The sequence below is a fragment of the Vibrio rhodolitus genome, from assembly GCF_003350325.1.
GTDB lineage: Bacteria > Pseudomonadota > Gammaproteobacteria > Enterobacterales > Vibrionaceae > Vibrio > Vibrio rhodolitus.
The window spans coordinates 163,875-180,325 of the sequence record NZ_QLYZ01000004.1; the positions used below are offsets into that span (position 1 = coordinate 163,875).

Below are 16,451 nucleotides of genomic sequence, written 5' to 3' on the forward strand. Positions count from 1 at the left end.
ATTAGTTATGGACGCAAATAACTCAATGTGCGTATTACGTGAACGCAAACAACAAGCTTTTGATGCAGCTTGCTGTGATTTTGTCGTCAATCACGATGTTGAAGCCATTGCCCGTAAGTTAGAACTGAACGGCACAATGCTTCGAAATATGCTCAACCCAAACCAACCGCACGTGCTTAAACCTGTTGTGCTTGCTTCTATCAGCCGAGCCTCTGGTGATTACTCAATCGTAAATACGTTATTTGCAGAAGATGGGGTATTCACAGTTCCAATCCCGAATGCCAAAGATAACTTGAACCTACTAGAGCGAGTTTTAAAACACTCGGCATTTTCTGGTGAGCTTTCTAGCGATGCATTAGCCATGTGCAACGCAGAGCGTTTACCACGATCGACTAAGCGCAAAACTCTCGCCAAAGCACAAGCGGCTTTAGGCAACTTGGTTTTGCTCATCAATGACCTTGACCACCGCACCACAGGCCTACAGCCACTTGTACAAATGGGCACAGACTTTTTGGCTAATGGTGCGCCTATCCCCGGCTTAGCCTAAACAGCTTGAGCAAAAAAGAGGAGAAGACATCCTTAACCATCCAAATCGTTAATTGATTGAAAAGGCTTACGTTAGTAAGCCTTTTTTGTCTCATTTAGCAGGAATAAATTTACGCTCTGCCTGACAATTTCACAGTTCTCAATGGCTATTAACACTACACTTACTTTTGACCACAATTTGATGTGGATTTAAAAGGATGCGGCTAGACTGTTGCAACTAGCTTGGTAAGTGAGGTGTATATGTTATTCATTTCTAGCAGGAATTTCTTTCTTGCTTTGTTGATAAGTCTTTTTTCAATTACAGGGTTTGCCCAGCAAGCTTCTGAGCAGTCGCCGGCTGATGTAAAAGTGGCTGAACCATCAAAAGCCGAGCTGGCGATTGATTCGATTAACCAAGATATTGTTGATCTTACCCAGAGCCTTAAAACGGCTGCAGGTGATGAGCGCGATGCCATTCAGTTGCAATTGTTCCAAAAGAATGAAGACCTGCGTAGCCAACTCTCCATTGCGGTTAACAGTAAGAGCATTTCAGAGCCTGTATTGCTTAAACAGATCAAGCAGCAGATCCAATACTCTCAAGGGGCAAGAAGCTACTTAGACGAGAAAATCAAAGCCATTAATGAGCAGATCAATGATGCCAAGGCTGAAGATAAACTCTCGTTGATTAACCATTATCGTGAGCTGCAGTATTACTTAGATACGACGTACCAAGCCAGTTGGCAAAATGTCACTTGGCTAAAAGATCTCGATAAAGCAGATGTTAAGCTGGAAGAGAACTTGCGTGACGCGACCAATACCCGTCTGCGGTTATTGTCAGCCTCGATAGAGTATCTTAATCAGCAACATGAGTTTACTACGAGCCAGCTGGCTACCAGCCCAGAATCAGAGAAAGCAGCGATTCAACTCAACCAGTTGATCATTAAGCAGCGCTTAGATATCGCGACCAAGAGCCTACGTGAGTTGATTACTATTGGTGATCATCTCGGTCTGCAAACCTCGGACTACAAACGACTGGCGTTTGAGGTGACAGGTAATATCACCCACGATCTTCTTAATACCAAAGTCATTTGGGCGATCATCACTAACTGGTCGAGCAATGCCGTTGATTGGCTGGTTGATAACGCGCCGCAGCACCTGTTCCAATTGATGGTGTTTGCCCTAATTCTTTTGATTGCTAAAGGGCTGGCAAACGTAGCGCGTAAAATCGTTAATAAAACCGTATCGTCGAAAAACCTCAAGATGTCGCAACTGATGCAAGACTTCTTTGTTTCGATGTCAGGCAAGGCGGTTTGGGTTATCGGTATTATGGTGGGGCTATCGCAGATAGGTTTAAACCTAGCGCCAATCCTTACCGGTTTTGGTATTGCCGGTGTGATTATCGGTTTTGCTTTGCAAGATACCTTGTCAAATTTCGCTGCTGGTATGATGCTGTTGATTTACCGTCCGTTTGATGTTGGTGATTTTGTTTATGCGGGTGGCGTGGATGGTAAGGTAAGCCATATGAGTTTGGTTAACACCACAATTCGTACCTTCGATAACCAGATCATCATCGTACCGAACAGTAAGATTTGGGGCGATGTGATCAAGAATGTCACGCATGAGCGTATTCGCCGCGTCGATATGGTATTTGGTATTGGCTATGGCGATGATTTGCTTAAAGCTGAAGCGGTGTTAACGGATATTGTCACTTCACATCCATCAGTTTTGCGCGCACCAGAGCCGATGATTAAGGTTCATGTACTGAACACCTCATCGATAGATTTTATTGTTCGCCCTTGGGTTAAAACCGATGACTATTGGGATGTCTATTGGGATGTGACTAAGGAAGTTAAGTTGCGCTTTGACCGCGAAGGGATCTCAATTCCGTTCCCACAACAAGATGTACATTTGCACATGGTTGGTAAGCAAGATGCTTAAATAACCGTTTTTGTCTAATTGATATAAGCGCCTCAGCAATAGTCTGGGGCGTTTTTTTATATCCCTAAGCCTCACCGCTTTGTATTTGTCTTAAGCGAAAAAAAGCCCACATAGTGGGCTTTGACTTTAGGAAGGAGAAGAGAAGAATGGCTCAAAAGCCATTAGTCCACATCGAAACTTGGCGATATGGCAATCGCCAAGTATCAATTCTTATTTAGCTCGGGATCAGACTATTGAAGTCCATACGAGCTTGTTGAGAGAGCTCTGAAGCTTGCAGCTTGTACTCTTTGGCTTTCGCTACGTTATCTTGTGCTTGCTGAAGTGCATCTTGCAGCTCTTGTGGCAAGTGGTGATCGCTAAAGTGTTCATCTAGGCTGTGTTCAAGCGCAAAAGCTCGGATCTGCTTGCGAACAGCCATTAACTCTGCCATTGCCAAACGCTCTGCTTCGGCCGCTTCCTGCGCTGTATCGCGCGCTTTTTCAAAGCGAGCCAAAGCCATACCCTCAGATGACCAAGGATCGATATCTGGTAGCTCTTCAATATTAATGGTGGGTTCGACGTAATCTTCTTGGTGGCGTAGGTCGAGTGATGTGGCACGCACCGCTGAAACCATCAACATCACTGAAATACCAAGCAGCGGTAAGCCGCCAACAATCGCTGCGGTTTGTAGGGTGCTCAGCCCGCCCATAAACATCAGTACGGTCGGCAAGAAGGAGAGGGTAAATGCCCAGAACATACGGTTCCAACGCATCGGCTCTTCAGTAACATTGTTTTGTACCACCGAAGCCAAAATGTAAGAAATCGAGTCGAAGGTTGTCGCGGTGAAAATAATGCACAGCACAGTGAATACGGCAATAACTAAAGTGCCCATCGGTAGCGCTTCTAGCATTGAGAAGATGGCCTTAGTTGCGCCTTCGGCATTCAAAATGCCCACCACATTCAACTCGCCTGAGAGTTGTAGTGACAAGCCATAGTTACCCAGCACCATAAAGAATAGGAAGCAGCCAAGCGAGCCAAAGAAAATCGAGCCAGAAACCATTTGTTTGATGGTGCGACCGCGTGAAATACGAGCCACGAATAGACCCATACTTGGTGCAAATACCAGCCACCATGCCCAATAGAAGATGGTCCAGTCTTGTGGGAAATGGGTATCTTCAAATGAACCGTAGCCACCAAATGGTTCAGCCCAGGTTGCCATCACAAAGAAGTTAGACAGCATGCGACCAATCGAGTCTAGACCGGTTTCTAGCATAAAGATGGTTGGTCCGGCTATGAGGATAAAAGCAAGCAGCCCCATTGCACCCCAGAAGTTGATGTTACTGAGGATCTTGATGCCTTTCTCTAAACCCGCGTAGGAAGAGTATGCGAAGATGGCTGTACAGATCAGCAACACCATCACTTGGCTAAAAGTATTTTTTGGAATTCCAAACAGGTAGTTGAGACCTTCACCAATCAAAGGTGCAGCTAAGCCTAAACTGGTCGCTGCGCCGCCAAGTAAACCGAAGATAAATAACACATCAACGATTTTACCAGCCGTTCCTTTACTGCGAGTTTCACCTAGTACAGGCATCAGAGCACTGGATACTTTCAGTACTGGCTGTTTACGCACATAGTAAAAGTAAGCAATTGGCAGGGCAGGGATCAGGTAAATCGCCCAAGCAATTGGTCCCCAGTGGAATATGCCGTAGGTCGCCGCCCAGCGCACCGCTTCTTCACTGCCTGGCTCGAGTTGGAAAGGTGGCGATTGGTAGTAATAAGCCCATTCAATGCAGCCCCAATAAAGGATACTGGCACCGATACCGCCACAGAACAGCATAGCTGCCCAAGAGACAGTCGAGAACTCAGGTTTCTCATTAGCGTCGCCAAGTTTGATTTGACCCATGTCGCTGAACACAACATAAATCATAAAGAAGAAAGCGCCTAAACCAAGAGCGAGGTAGAGGAAACCGAGCTTGTCGGTCATAAAGGTTTTCGCGATTGCGATCCATTCAGCACCTTGCTCAGGGAAAATCATCAGCGGAAGGACCACTGACAACAACATGCCGATTGCACCAAAGAAAGTGGGTTTGTCGATTAAAGAAAAAGAGTCTTTCACGGTAAGCTTCATCCATAAAGTCTAGTGTTAGACCATTATGTTCATATGACTCTCAGAGGGACAAACAGCAGATTTTACCGTGAAGATTAGAGAACGTTATAAGGCGTTGCCTGATCAATAATGATCAGGCAAGCATTAATAGTAAACCGCCAATCGTTGCCGCAGCGGAAACAAATTGCCCTGCAGAATAAGAGTCATCCTCTTCTTCTTTGACTGTATCAGGGTGATCCATACCAAGCGCACCGTGAGCAAAAGACTCTACTTTGTCTCCAACGCTTTTTTCTGCTTTCGTTTCTTTAGCGCTTTCTTTTTCAATTTCTTGTAATGCAGCAAGCAGTGCCTTTCCTTCATCAGAAAGGGTGACTTTATTTTGTTCAACCTTTAACGGAGCCGGACTAGTCGCCGCTTCAGTTGATTTTGCTTGAGGTTTGACCTGCTGGGTTGGTGTCAGCTTCGCTGGCTCCATTCCTACTGGTGTCATAGATATCTCCTCTAACCGTCCTTAGTCACTGTATCGACCAAAGCGTGAAAAACTTGTGAGAAATATTCGTCGAACTTATGTGTTTTTTCTTAGCAAAAATCTAGCCAAGATTAAAATTCCAGCAAATTAAAACAGTAAGCTGCGACTGATGCTTGCTAAGCACCAGCTACATTTCGCATTCTAGACCGCTGCGATGATGTGACATCGCTTGATAAGCTTTAATGCGATTCTCCTGCTGAATATATCGCTCTGGCGGTGGTAAGACATGCAATTGCAGATCGCTAGCATCGCGAGTTGGATTTTCGGTTGGCGTGATCACTAATACCTTCAACGCCGGATTGCGGCGCAAAATACTGGCTTTGGTGCCAAGCCCATCCTCAACGTGAAACTTACCGGCAATATGCATCACCTTCTGATTGGGATGACTGCTAAGATATTGGACGATGCTCTCGGCCATGGTTTCATCCCATGTCATTTGCGCGGCAAACTGTTTTTCTGTCTGCTCCGGTTCGCCGTGATGCATCGACTGCATAAATTTGCTTTTGTAGGGTGAAGCTTGGGTGTTTATTTCGCTTGCAACCCAAGCGCGCTTTTCCGCTGATAACTTATCAAGGTATGCAGTACCTTGCCTGCCAACACAGCGCACAATAGAGCGCGGCGCGTTGGCGGCAATAACCTCCAGTTGGTTGGCTTTGGCAAGTTCGATTAGTGGACGGTAATCGCTAGGATAATTTGGCCAAGCGTTTGCTTGAGTAATCAGTGGCTGCTCACCAATTTTACCAGCAAGATACTGATCTACGATCGGCTGAGCATCGCGAGAAAACTGCTCCATCGATAGAGCAATATCAGAATTCGTAGCTAAAAGCTCGGCGAGTAAGTCTGTTTGAAAGCGATGGATACCCGTGTGGGTGTGCCATTCGCCAACTAAAATTACATCGGCATTTTGCACTTGCTCTGCTAGCTGAGAGAGAGAATAGAGCTGTCCGTTTTCACTGTATAGCTGATAATCGTAGAAGCTTTGCAGCGTTTGATTGGTGGGCGTAGAAGGCGCAAGATTGCCGCAACCTACAAGATATAGCGCGGCGAGCCCGATGAGTATGGTTTTGATCATAGAGAGCCCTAGTTCCCTTAAAGCAATAGTGTCGAACACAATTAACAGCTTAAGTAGGGCTCGGTAAAGTTGCAATATAAATACGACTTTAGGCTTTACGATAAACTCGGATCATAAAGTCTGCTTCACATGCAAAGTTGTTTGCCGTTTTAAGCATCTCACGCAGTTCATCACTGGCTTTCCAGGCAAAAGGTGTCATTTGCAATAAGTTAAAACCATCACCTTGGGCAAGCTCCATAACGTAGTTGAGCTTCTGTTCATGCTCGAGTGTAAAACCCGCAAGTTCTTCAGCGCTTTCACTGTGCAGGCGTACATCTTGGTAGATATGCTCACGCAATTGATAAAGGTGACGGCCTGCTGGTGTGACCGTAACGACAATCCCGCCAGTTTTCAGTGTGCGAGCGAGTTCCTCGGCTTTACAAGGCGCATAGATACGTAAAATGGCATCTAGGCTCTGATCCGAGAAAGGTAGGCGGTGGCTAGAAGCCACAGTGAACAGACAATTTGGGTAGCGTTTAGCGGCGTAGCGTATTGCAACTTTAGAAATATCGAGACCAAACACTTCAGCCTCTTCGCTTTGCAGCTTGAGTTGCTTGGCAACTTCATCGGTGTAGTAGCCTTCGCCGCAACCAATATCAAGCAATTGATGCGAGCTACCTTTGAGATAGTCTGCGCACAGCTGCGCGACTGCAAGCTTCATTGGTTGGTAATAGTCTTTTTCTAAAAAGCGGCGACGAGCTTGCATCATCTCTTTGTTATCGCCTGGATCTTTCGAACGCTTGTGCTGAACGGGCATTAAGTTGACGTAGCCTTCTTTGGCAAGGTCAAAACTGTGATTATTACTACAGCGATAGGTACGATCAGCAAAAGATAGTGATTGATGGCAAAGAGGGCATTGATAAGACATAGCAAGCTCAACAGATGAATTTAGGCGGCAGAGTCTAGCAAGAAAGCGCCGCAGGCAAAAGAGGATAACAAAAGAGTCAGCAATTTTGCTGACTCTTAAACAGGCTTATTAACTTGGCTTAACCGCGTTACGCTGAAATAATCGTGCTTAGCTCGTAGCTTTCGTCAGGTTGTAACGTGATACCTTGCTGAATTGATGGTGCGTGAACGGTTGACTCCACGCATAGCATGGTTTGGTAACCATCATCAGCCATATCCGCCATACCTTGCGCGCCTAGTGACCAAGGGTTCCAAAGCACTGCCGAGTTATGACCACTGTTTTCGATAGTCAGTGTGCGGTTTAGTACTTTATCTTCTACTTTGATTTGCGCTTCAGGTTGGGTGTAAACGCGGTCGATAGTATCAGTTAATACTAGCGTGTCACCGCCTTGGCATACTTGGCTTTCAAGCAGGCTATCGATGTACTCTGCGCCCATACCCGTTGTTCGGGTTTGTAGAATGTCACCGACGTTTAAGTATGTGTGTAGTGCACCTGAGAAAGTCCACTCGTGATCGTCAATGTTGGTCACTTTCAGCGTAACTTTCAACTCGTCACCGACTTCCACCAGTAGGCGAGCATCAAACATATTTGGCCAAATGTCGTGCATCTCTTCGGTAGGAAATAGCGCAAGTTCAACGATAACGCCGTTATCATTTTCACGATGCTCAACCAATTCCCATTCAGAGGTGCGAGCAAAACCGTGCGCTGGCGCGGCAATGCGACCAAACCAAGGCCAACAGACTGGAATACCGCCACGTAGCGCAGCTTTACCATCAAAAATGGCTTTTTCACTCATCCAAATAAGATCAGCTTGTCCCGCTGGTTGGTATGAAATGACATGACCACCATACAGAGCGATGCCAGCGGTTGCTTTATCATGAATGACACGAACAATTTTTACTTGGTCTTGCTCAACGATAGTGACGTTGTCAGAGAGAACGGCAATAGTAGGTAGAGAGAGTAAATCCATCTAGCAAATCCTTAAATCTGTTTGTGGAACGAATAGCAAATCTATCTTTACCACGAATTTCAGATACTAAAAAGGCGACTCGAGAGCCGCCTTTTTTATCGTCTTACGTTTCAAACATAAGCTCGCTAATCATTGTTTCAGTAATAATTACTTAGAAACGTGTGCGATTAGGTCAAGAACTTTGTTTGAGTAACCGATTTCGTTGTCGTACCAAGATACAACTTTAACGAAGTTATCAGTTAGAGCGATACCAGCTTTAGCATCGAATACTGAAGTTTGAACTTCACCGATGAAGTCTTGAGATACTACTGCATCTTCAGTGTAACCTAGAACGCCTTTTAGTTCGCCTTCAGAAGCTTCTTTCATTGCTGCACAGATTGCTTCGTAAGATGCGCCGTTCTTAAGGTTAACAGTTAGGTCAACTACAGAAACGTTAGCAGTTGGTACGCGGAAAGCCATACCAGTTAGTTTGCCGTTTAGTTCTGGAAGAACAACGCCTACAGCTTTAGCAGCACCAGTTGAAGATGGGATGATGTTCTGAGAAGCACCACGACCACCGCGCCAGTCTTTAGCAGAAGGACCGTCTACAGTTTTTTGAGTAGCTGTAGTTGCGTGAACTGTAGTCATAAGACCAGATTCGATACCGAACTTGTCGTTAAGAACTTTAGCGATAGGCGCTAGACAGTTAGTAGTACAAGAAGCGTTAGAAACGATGTCTTGACCTGCGTAAGAAGTGTGGTTAACACCCATTACGAACATTGGAGTCGCGTCTTTTGAAGGACCAGTTAGAACAACTTTCTTAGCACCAGCTGTGATGTGTTTACGAGCTGTAGCGTCGTCTAGGAATAGACCAGTTGCTTCAGCTACTACGTCAACACCGATTTCGTCCCATTTTAGGTCTTCTGGGTTACGCTCTGCAGTTACACGTACAGTTTTGCCGTTAACGATTAGGTTACCGCCTTCAACTTCAACAGTACCGTTGAAACGGCCGTGAGTTGAGTCGTACTTCAGCATGTATGCCATGTAATCTACGTCGATAAGGTCGTTAATACCTACAACTTCGATGTCGTTGCGCTCTTGCGCTGCACGGAATACGAAACGACCGATACGGCCGAAACCGTTAATACCTACTTTGATAGTCATTATAGTTGCTCCACAACTTAATTTCTGATTAAAGATAACTGGTAGTAAAATTACAAAATCCAGTAACAATCTGCAAGTGATAATCCGTCTTAACTTGTTTAAAGTCAAAAAAAAGCGACGCTTTTTTTCACAATTAGTCGCAAATGGCTATCTTTTGCACGGAATTTGAAATCTTATTCCCAACTATTGTCGTAAAATAGGGGCGAGGGCAAATCGAACCCAGCGAATATTTGCCACTCTATCATGGTGAGAAAGTATGTGCTACAAAGCCTGTTCGACGCAAGTTTTTAACGAAAATTTAGACAAGAATAACGAAAAAAAATAAGGGAGAAGCCCATGGAGAATACGCCAAAAAAACTAGTAAAGTCCGATGAATACTGGCGTGAGCGCTTATCTGAAGAGGAATTTAGGGTCTGTCGTCAGCAGGGCACTGAAGCCCCTTTTAGTGGCAAATTGTTACACAATCGAGAGACGGGCATCTATCAATGTACCTGCTGTCAGGCTGATTTATTTCAATCCTCAAACAAATTTGACTCCGGATGTGGCTGGCCAAGCTTTGATGCGCCAATTAACTCACAGGCGATCCGCTATTTAGAAGATCTAAGTCACGGAATGGTGCGCACAGAAATCCGTTGTGCGATTTGTGATAGCCATTTAGGTCACGTTTTTCCCGATGGTCCGCCAACAACGGGTGAACGATTTTGCGTTAATTCGGTGTCGTTAATTTTCAACAATCCACAAAAAAGCGGTGATTAAATCACCGCTTTGTGTTTTATCCTTTCATTGCATTTAGGTCGTAGACGGGCTTAGCAAATTGATAAATGGTAATAAATATAAAGACTTTCAATTTTGAAAGTCTTTATAGATAGAGTTACAGAGCTGGAATCATAGTGGTGCGGTACACGCCATCTTCAAGCGCGTTGTGTACGTCACTGGCGATATCATCAAGTTGCTGATATTTGTCTTCAGTAAAGCCATACAACAGCCTGTGATTATTTTTTGATGCAGTTTGTACTTCAAATTCAGCCGCGATTTGTGACCAAATGTAGGCAAGCTCACGTCTATTTTGCTGCAAGTTTAGGCTGGCAAGCGATTTGATCGCATCAATATTGATGTTTTTGCCATCGCTTAACTCTAAAGAACGATTGAGTAAACGTAGTGTTTTATCTGCATCCCGACTGGTATAGAACGTGGCTAGAGCGTACTGCATTTCCGCCGACTCAAGAGCGGGTGTACCTTCTAGCTGTAAAAAGCTGCGCTGAGCATCGGTATCGCCTTCTTGGCTCCAAAGAAAGTAGAGCGCCTGAGGAGAGGTTGAATTTTGCAACTCAGCAATGATGCGCTGCTGCTCTTCTTTAAGATGCACTACAGTGGTAAAGCGTTTGGACTTGCGCTCCGATTGCGTCAAGGGTTGAATCTGCGCGGCTAACGTTAAGCACTTTTCATATTCGGCGATGATGCCATATTCTTTGATGCTGTTTTGGTCGCTAGGGTTTTTCAATATTTCGAAACGGTGCCAAATTAAATCAGTGCGTGGGATTCGACATTGACCATCGTTGACGTTAAGAGCATCGCAGCGCAGAGCTGCATTTGCCTCACAGAGTTGCTCGGTGTTTTTTCGGCTCTCAAAACAGCCAGTGAGAGTAATACTGAGACCAACGAGGGTCGCTAGTTGTAGTTTGTTCATATTTCCCGCTGCTTGTGATCAATTACACTTATTCTAAGAGCATTCCTTGACTCAGCTTATGAGGCGGTTATGTTTGCTCAAAAAAGTGATACTAAGGATATATCATGGATGTAGAGCAACTCGTCAATGCAATTACCCCGGAAGCTTACCAACGTCTTCTTTACGCGGTAGAAACGGGTAGATGGCCTGAAGGCACTGAATTGTCTCAACAACAACGCGACTCATGCATGCAAGCTGTGATGCTATATCAATCAAAGCATAACGCAGAGGCGCAACATATGACTGTTGCTCAAGGCGGTGAAGTCAGTTTTAAATCCAAAGCAGAATTGAAAAAGCAATTTCAACCCCAGCAAGCCGATATTGTGCGCGTTAATCCTAACCATAATGAGTAGCTGCCTACTCGATGAGCGGGAGCGACTTTGTTTTACTAGATAATAAAAAGGTAGATGCTTGTACATCTACCTTTTTTGTCTAATTATCCGCAGCACTTCTTAAATTTTTTGCCGCTACCGCAAATACAAGGATCATTGCGACCAATTTTGAGACTTTGTACCGGTTGTGATAATCGTTCATCTATCGCTGGAAGAAACTCACCATCAATGTAAAACCAAAGTCCTTGTTCGCGTATAAAACGTGAGCGCTCTTCTAAGCAGTACTGCTTTTGCTCTTCATTGAAATACGCTTTGAAAGTGACGAAACCCTCATCATTGTCGGGGCTGTAGTCACTTTCGGTCACTTCTAGATGACTCCAATCGCTATTGACTGAGTCTGCTATTTCTTCTCTTTGCTGTTCGGCATCGCAACTTGGGTGGTAAGTTGCCACTACAAAGTCAACTAAGCCAAGCACATGAGCGCTATAGCGAGCACGCATCAGTTGCTCGGGCGTTATAGCATTTGCGTGGTCATGGTGAATCGGTTGACAGCAGTCATGATAAGCGGAAGCGCTTCCGCAAGGGCACTGGCTCATGGTGTTTAAGCTCACTAAAACAGAAATTGTGGTAAGTGTATTGAGCCAACCCCTTGCAGTAAAGCCCTTATAGCCAGGTCATTCTCGTTCAAGCGAGCACTTTGACTATTTTAGCTAGCACGGGTGGTCGTTAGTGAGTATGAACATCTAATAGCTCTGCTGTCCAAACCATGGCTTGGTCATAGGCAGCAAAGATGTCGTCTTGTGATAGTTTTAACTTGTTGCCGACTTTTTCCACATGTGCCCACTGCGCACGTTCCAGTGCTTTTGCCAACACCAATAACCCACCTAACGCGCCGCGCTTTTCTAGCAGCGCCAGTTGAATCACCTGATCGATAGGCATCTCTTTAACGAGTTGCTCAAGCGGGCGATCAAGCAAGCAATCAAGGAGCGAAAACATCCCAGTTAAAAAGGCGTGGCTTGATGAAACTTGAGCGCTGATTTTTCCTGCCAATAGCTGGCAGAATTTTGCTCGTTGAATTGACAGCGTGTACAAGTAATCAGGCTTGCTATCGTCATTGGCAGCCAGTGCTACCAAAGAGACAAATTTGCGTAAACGGTCTTCACCCAAATAGACTAACGCTTGATGAAACGAAAGGATCTTGCTGTTTACCGAAGGCGATGAGTTGACATAGGTGAGGAGCTTATATGACAGCGTCACATCGCGTGAAATGAGTTTTTCAAGCTGTTGGAAATTAAGTTCGGGTTTGGAGACTTCGGTTAAGAGTTGAATAACCGTCAGCATTGAAGGGTCTAGTGCTTTTTTCTGAATGATTTCTGGCTTACTAAAAAAGTAGCCTTGAAATAAATCAAACCCTGCTTGTTTGGCAAGTTCGAACTCTTGCATGGTTTCAACTTTTTCTGCCAGAAACTGCATTTTCGAGCCGCTCATGCGCAGAATAAAACTACGTGCTTGTTCAATAGGAACACTGCGAATATCAAACTTGATGATGTCGATATAAGGTAGAAATGCCTGCCAATCGCTGCTTGGTACAAAGTCATCAAGGGCGAGCGTGTAGCCTCGCTGCTTTAAGTCTTTAACCACATTAAGTAGCTCGGTGGTTGGTGGGCAATCTTCAAGGATCTCAATCACCATTTTACTGGGTGGAAACAGGCTAGGGATGTCGTCAATTAAGCTTTGATAAGGGAAATTGATAAAACCGATCAAATCACCCAAGGTGTCTTGTTTGGTCGTTAATATGTGATCAGACAATAAACGAATGGTTGCCAAATCGGCATCAATGTCGGGAAAACTATTTTGTGGACTGTCGCGAAACAGCAGTTCATAACCGATGGTTTGTTTATCCACGTCCATGATCGGTTGGCGTGCGAAATAGGAATACTTCAAATCTACATCAACTCTTTGCTTATCACGAGAGATGATAGTGGGCGAGATAAGTTTTGCTATGAACTACTTCAAACTCCCGTTATTCACTAGGGAATGGGCGTGCTTGTAAACTGAAATTATTCGCGTCAAAGCACAAAATTGAGCCTTGCTCGTACCAATCTCCTAGTACAATGCGGGTCATTTCTTGGTCTGCGACTGAAAAAGTATGTACATTAGGACGGTGAGTATGACCATGAATCATCAAGTCCACCTTATGCTCAAGCATCACCTTTTCGACTTCACTTTGCGTCACATCCATAATGGTCAGTGATTTGCTTTTCTTCGTGTCGCGAGCATCCGATTGAATTTTGCGTACAATCGGCGTTTTAATTGCCATTGGTAGGCGATTGAAGAGCCACTGCAGCCATGGCTGATTGACCTTGGCGCGAAAAGCAAGGTATTGAACATCTTCGGTGCACAGTGTGTCGCCGTGCAAAATGACAGCGTTGCGTCCGTAGAGATTAATCACGGTTTCATCGCCTAACAAGCTTACTCCGGTTTGTTTGGCGAAGCGTTTACCAACCAAAAAATCGCGATTGCCTTTGGTGAAAAAGCAAGGGACACCGGCGTCAGTCAGTTGCTTAAATTCGTTGCGAATTTGAGCGGCAAAGTCACTGTTATCGTCGTCACCAATCCAAAAATCGAACAGGTCACCAAGCACGTAAAGCGCATCGGCGTGGATTGCTTCGGTGCGCATAAAATGTTCAAAGCAAGCGTTGATCTCTGGGGTATTTGGCGACAAATGTAGGTCGGAAATAAATAGTGTGGTCATAATGCTAACTATACAAAAAAGGGCGCAACGCGCCCTTTCATGACGATTATTCTTCGATAGTCGTACCAGTGATTACCACGTCTTCTAGTGGTACATCTTGGTGCATGCCGTAAGAACCAGTGCTCACGCCTTTGATTTGGTTAACAACGTCCATGCCTTCAACTACTTCAGCAAACACACAGTAACCCCAACCATCTAGGCTTTCGCTACGGAAGTCTAGGAATGTGTTGTTGTTTACGTTGATGAAGAACTGAGAGCTCGCTGAATGCGGTTCCATAGTACGAGCCATAGCAAGTGTACCCACTTTGTTGCTTAGACCGTTGTTTGCTTCGTTTTTGATTGGTGCACGAGTCGCCTTTTCACGAAGACCAGACTCCATACCGCCACCTTGAATCATGAAACCATCGATAACACGGTGGAATAGCGTGTTGTCGTAGAAACCATCACGGCAGTACTGTAGAAAGTTTGCGCTTGTTTCTGGTGCATTTTCAGTATCTAGTTTTACTTTGATGTCACCAAAATTAGTGTGAAGGGTGATCATGATTATATCCTTAACCTATGTTTTTGATTTGAGCGTAAGATTCTAACTTAACTTTTCTGACATTCATACGCGAAAAGCAGTGAATCAGACTTGAGTATAGGTGTTAATGATGGCTTTTTGAGCGTTTGAGGGATTACCTAAACAGGCGCTTGTTGATATACTGAGACACTATTTTATTTCAGCCAAAATGAAGCACAGAGATCATGTTAAAAATATATAACACACTCACAAGACAGAAAGAGGAATTCAAACCAATCAATGCTGGCAAAGTCGGCATGTACGTCTGTGGGGTAACCATTTACGATCTCTGTCATATTGGTCATGGTCGTACCTTCGTCTCTTTTGATGTGGTATCTCGCTATCTACGTTACCTAGGTTACGATTTGACGTTTGTTCGTAACATCACGGATATCGATGACAAAATCATCAAGCGCGCGAACGAGAATGGTGAAACGTGTGATTCACTAACAGAGCGTCTGATCGGTGAAATGCACGCTGACTTTGATGCACTAAACATGAAACGCCCAGACGTTGAACCACGCGCAACTCAGTTTATTCAAGAGATCATTGACCTAGTTGAAAAGCTGATCGAGCGCGGCTTTGCCTACGTTGCTGACAACGGTGACGTAATGTTTGAAGTTGGTAAGTTTGACGAATACGGCAAGCTGTCTAAGCAAGATCTTGAGCAGCTACAAGCAGGCGCACGTGTTGATATTGAAACAGCAAAACGCAGTCCGTTAGATTTCGTACTGTGGAAAATGTCTAAACCAGGTGAGCCAACATGGGAATCGCCATGGGGCGCTGGTCGTCCAGGTTGGCACATCGAATGTTCAGCGATGAACTCATCAATCCTAGGTAACCATTTTGATATTCATGGTGGCGGTTCAGATCTACAGTTCCCTCACCATGAAAACGAAATTGCTCAGTCATGCTGTGCGCACGACACTCAGTATGTAAATACTTGGATGCACAGCGGCATGGTAATGGTTGATAAAGAGAAGATGTCTAAGTCTCTAGGTAACTTCTTTACTATTCGTGATGTGTTAGGTCACTACGATGCAGAGACGGTTCGCTACTTCCTGATGTCTGGTCACTACCGTAGCCAGCTAAACTACAGTGAAGAAAACCTAAACCAAGCGCGAGCATCACTAGAGCGTCTATACACATCTCTACGTGGTCTGGATCTAACTGTTGCACCTGCTGGTGGCGAAGAGTACCTAACTCGCTTTACTGAAGCGATGAACGATGACTTCAACACGCCAGAAGCCTACTCAGTGCTGTTTGATATGGCGCGCGAAATCAACCGTCTGAAGACAGAAAACCTTGAGCAAGCAAGCGCACTAGGTGCTCTAATGCGTGAGCTAGCAGACGTGATTGGTATTTTGCATCAAGAGCCAGAGGCGTTCCTAAAAGGCGACGCAGGCAGCGACGATGAAGTCGCAGAAATCGAAGCGCTAATTAAACTACGCAACGATTCTCGCGCAGCAAAAGACTGGGCGAACGCTGATATGGCGCGCGACAAGCTCAATGAAATGGGTATTGTGCTGGAAGATGGTGCGGAAGGTACAACCTGGCGTCGCAAATAGAGATACCAATACAATCAACTGATTGTTCATTCTTTCTGGTTAAAATCGCTGATAACGGCGTTATAGACCTTGAAGTTAGCACCACTAACTCGCTGCGGTCTATGCCTTGTTCTAAGCGATTTTTACTGCGAAATTTGATGAACACTCAGTCAATGGTACTGGTATAAACGCCCTTCTTGATGTTGTAGATGAAACTAATGAAAGTAAGTAGTTGGTCCTTCTTAGCGGTGTTGCTTGCAGCATCAAGCAGCGAATAGATAAAGCAAATTTTTAGGGCTGAGTTGTCAGCCCTTTTTTCTAAA

The 16,451-nt window shown here is 44.9% G+C and carries 16 protein-coding genes; 5 read left to right on the forward strand and 11 right to left on the reverse strand.

Going from position 1 to position 16,451, the window contains the following annotated elements; all coding sequences use genetic code 11:
• The first annotated feature begins 7 nt into the window (after positions 1-7).
• Both DPF93_RS06035 and DPF93_RS06040 read left to right on the forward strand, forming a co-directional pair.
• On the forward strand, positions 8-547 hold the full coding sequence (locus tag DPF93_RS06035) for a phage regulatory CII family protein (protein WP_114765312.1): 540 nt from the start codon (positions 8-10) through the stop codon (positions 545-547).
• Between the two features lie 239 nt (positions 548-786).
• Positions 787-2,463 (forward strand): mechanosensitive ion channel domain-containing protein, encoded by a 1,677-nt coding sequence (locus tag DPF93_RS06040; RefSeq protein WP_114765313.1) that lies wholly within the window; start codon positions 787-789, stop codon positions 2,461-2,463.
• Between the two features lie 214 nt (positions 2,464-2,677).
• Here DPF93_RS06040 and DPF93_RS06045 read toward each other — a convergent pair whose 3' ends face one another.
• The 6 genes from DPF93_RS06045 to gap form a co-directional block, all read right to left on the reverse strand.
• Positions 2,678-4,558 (reverse strand): BCCT family transporter, encoded by a 1,881-nt coding sequence (locus tag DPF93_RS06045; RefSeq protein ID WP_114765422.1) that lies wholly within the window; start codon positions 4,556-4,558, stop codon positions 2,678-2,680.
• 124 nt (positions 4,559-4,682) lie between these two features.
• Positions 4,683-5,039 carry a hypothetical protein gene (locus DPF93_RS06050; RefSeq protein ID WP_114765314.1) on the reverse strand — a complete coding sequence of 119 codons (357 nt, stop codon included), beginning with the start codon at positions 5,037-5,039 and terminating at the stop codon, positions 4,683-4,685.
• Positions 5,040-5,205: 166 nt separating this feature from the next.
• Entirely contained in the window at positions 5,206-6,150 is a 945-nt protein-coding gene (locus DPF93_RS06055; protein WP_114765315.1) for a ChaN family lipoprotein, read from the reverse strand.
• A gap of 88 nt (positions 6,151-6,238) precedes the next feature.
• The gene (gene rlmA, locus DPF93_RS06060) at positions 6,239-7,057 is read right to left on the reverse strand and encodes a 23S rRNA (guanine(745)-N(1))-methyltransferase (protein ID WP_114765316.1); all 819 of its coding nucleotides are present in this window, start codon (positions 7,055-7,057) and stop codon (positions 6,239-6,241) included.
• Between the two features lie 127 nt (positions 7,058-7,184).
• Entirely contained in the window at positions 7,185-8,066 is an 882-nt protein-coding gene (locus tag DPF93_RS06065) for a D-hexose-6-phosphate mutarotase (RefSeq protein WP_114765317.1), read from the reverse strand.
• A 147-nt stretch (positions 8,067-8,213) separates the two neighbouring features.
• Positions 8,214-9,209: a type I glyceraldehyde-3-phosphate dehydrogenase gene (gene gap / locus DPF93_RS06070; RefSeq protein ID WP_114765318.1), complete on the reverse strand. Its 996-nt coding sequence runs from the start codon at positions 9,207-9,209 to the stop codon at positions 8,214-8,216.
• Between the two features lie 336 nt (positions 9,210-9,545).
• On the opposite strand from gap, the gene msrB reads away from it, so the two are divergent.
• The gene (msrB, locus tag DPF93_RS06075) at positions 9,546-9,965 is read left to right on the forward strand and encodes a peptide-methionine (R)-S-oxide reductase MsrB (RefSeq protein ID WP_114765319.1); all 420 of its coding nucleotides are present in this window, start codon (positions 9,546-9,548) and stop codon (positions 9,963-9,965) included.
• A 115-nt stretch (positions 9,966-10,080) separates the two neighbouring features.
• On the opposite strand, the gene DPF93_RS06080 is transcribed toward msrB, so the two are convergent.
• On the reverse strand, positions 10,081-10,896 hold the full coding sequence (locus DPF93_RS06080; RefSeq protein ID WP_114765320.1) for a DUF2989 domain-containing protein: 816 nt from the start codon (positions 10,894-10,896) through the stop codon (positions 10,081-10,083).
• Between the two features lie 104 nt (positions 10,897-11,000).
• On the opposite strand from DPF93_RS06080, the gene DPF93_RS06085 reads away from it, so the two are divergent.
• Positions 11,001-11,288: a YeaC family protein gene (locus DPF93_RS06085; protein ID WP_114765321.1), complete on the forward strand. Its 288-nt coding sequence runs from the start codon at positions 11,001-11,003 to the stop codon at positions 11,286-11,288.
• 83 nt (positions 11,289-11,371) lie between these two features.
• On the opposite strand, the gene DPF93_RS06090 is transcribed toward DPF93_RS06085, so the two are convergent.
• The 4 genes from DPF93_RS06090 to DPF93_RS06105 all read right to left on the reverse strand — a co-directional run bounded on the left by DPF93_RS06090 (position 11,372) and on the right by DPF93_RS06105 (position 14,563).
• A complete protein-coding gene (locus DPF93_RS06090) occupies positions 11,372-11,863 on the reverse strand; it encodes a YchJ family protein (protein ID WP_114765322.1) in 492 nt (163 codons plus the stop codon).
• 130 nt (positions 11,864-11,993) lie between these two features.
• Positions 11,994-13,211 carry an EAL and HDOD domain-containing protein gene (locus DPF93_RS06095; RefSeq protein ID WP_114765323.1) on the reverse strand — a complete coding sequence of 406 codons (1,218 nt, stop codon included), beginning with the start codon at positions 13,209-13,211 and terminating at the stop codon, positions 11,994-11,996.
• Between the two features lie 79 nt (positions 13,212-13,290).
• Positions 13,291-14,022: a UDP-2,3-diacylglucosamine diphosphatase gene (gene lpxH, locus DPF93_RS06100; RefSeq protein WP_114765324.1), complete on the reverse strand. Its 732-nt coding sequence runs from the start codon at positions 14,020-14,022 to the stop codon at positions 13,291-13,293.
• Between the two features lie 46 nt (positions 14,023-14,068).
• Positions 14,069-14,563, reverse strand: coding sequence for a peptidylprolyl isomerase (locus DPF93_RS06105; protein WP_114765325.1), 495 nt, complete (start codon positions 14,561-14,563; stop codon positions 14,069-14,071).
• A 203-nt stretch (positions 14,564-14,766) separates the two neighbouring features.
• Between DPF93_RS06105 and cysS the strand changes: the two genes are divergently transcribed.
• Positions 14,767-16,149 carry a cysteine--tRNA ligase gene (gene cysS / locus DPF93_RS06110; protein WP_114765326.1) on the forward strand — a complete coding sequence of 461 codons (1,383 nt, stop codon included), beginning with the start codon at positions 14,767-14,769 and terminating at the stop codon, positions 16,147-16,149.
• Positions 16,150-16,451: the final 302 nt, after the last annotated feature.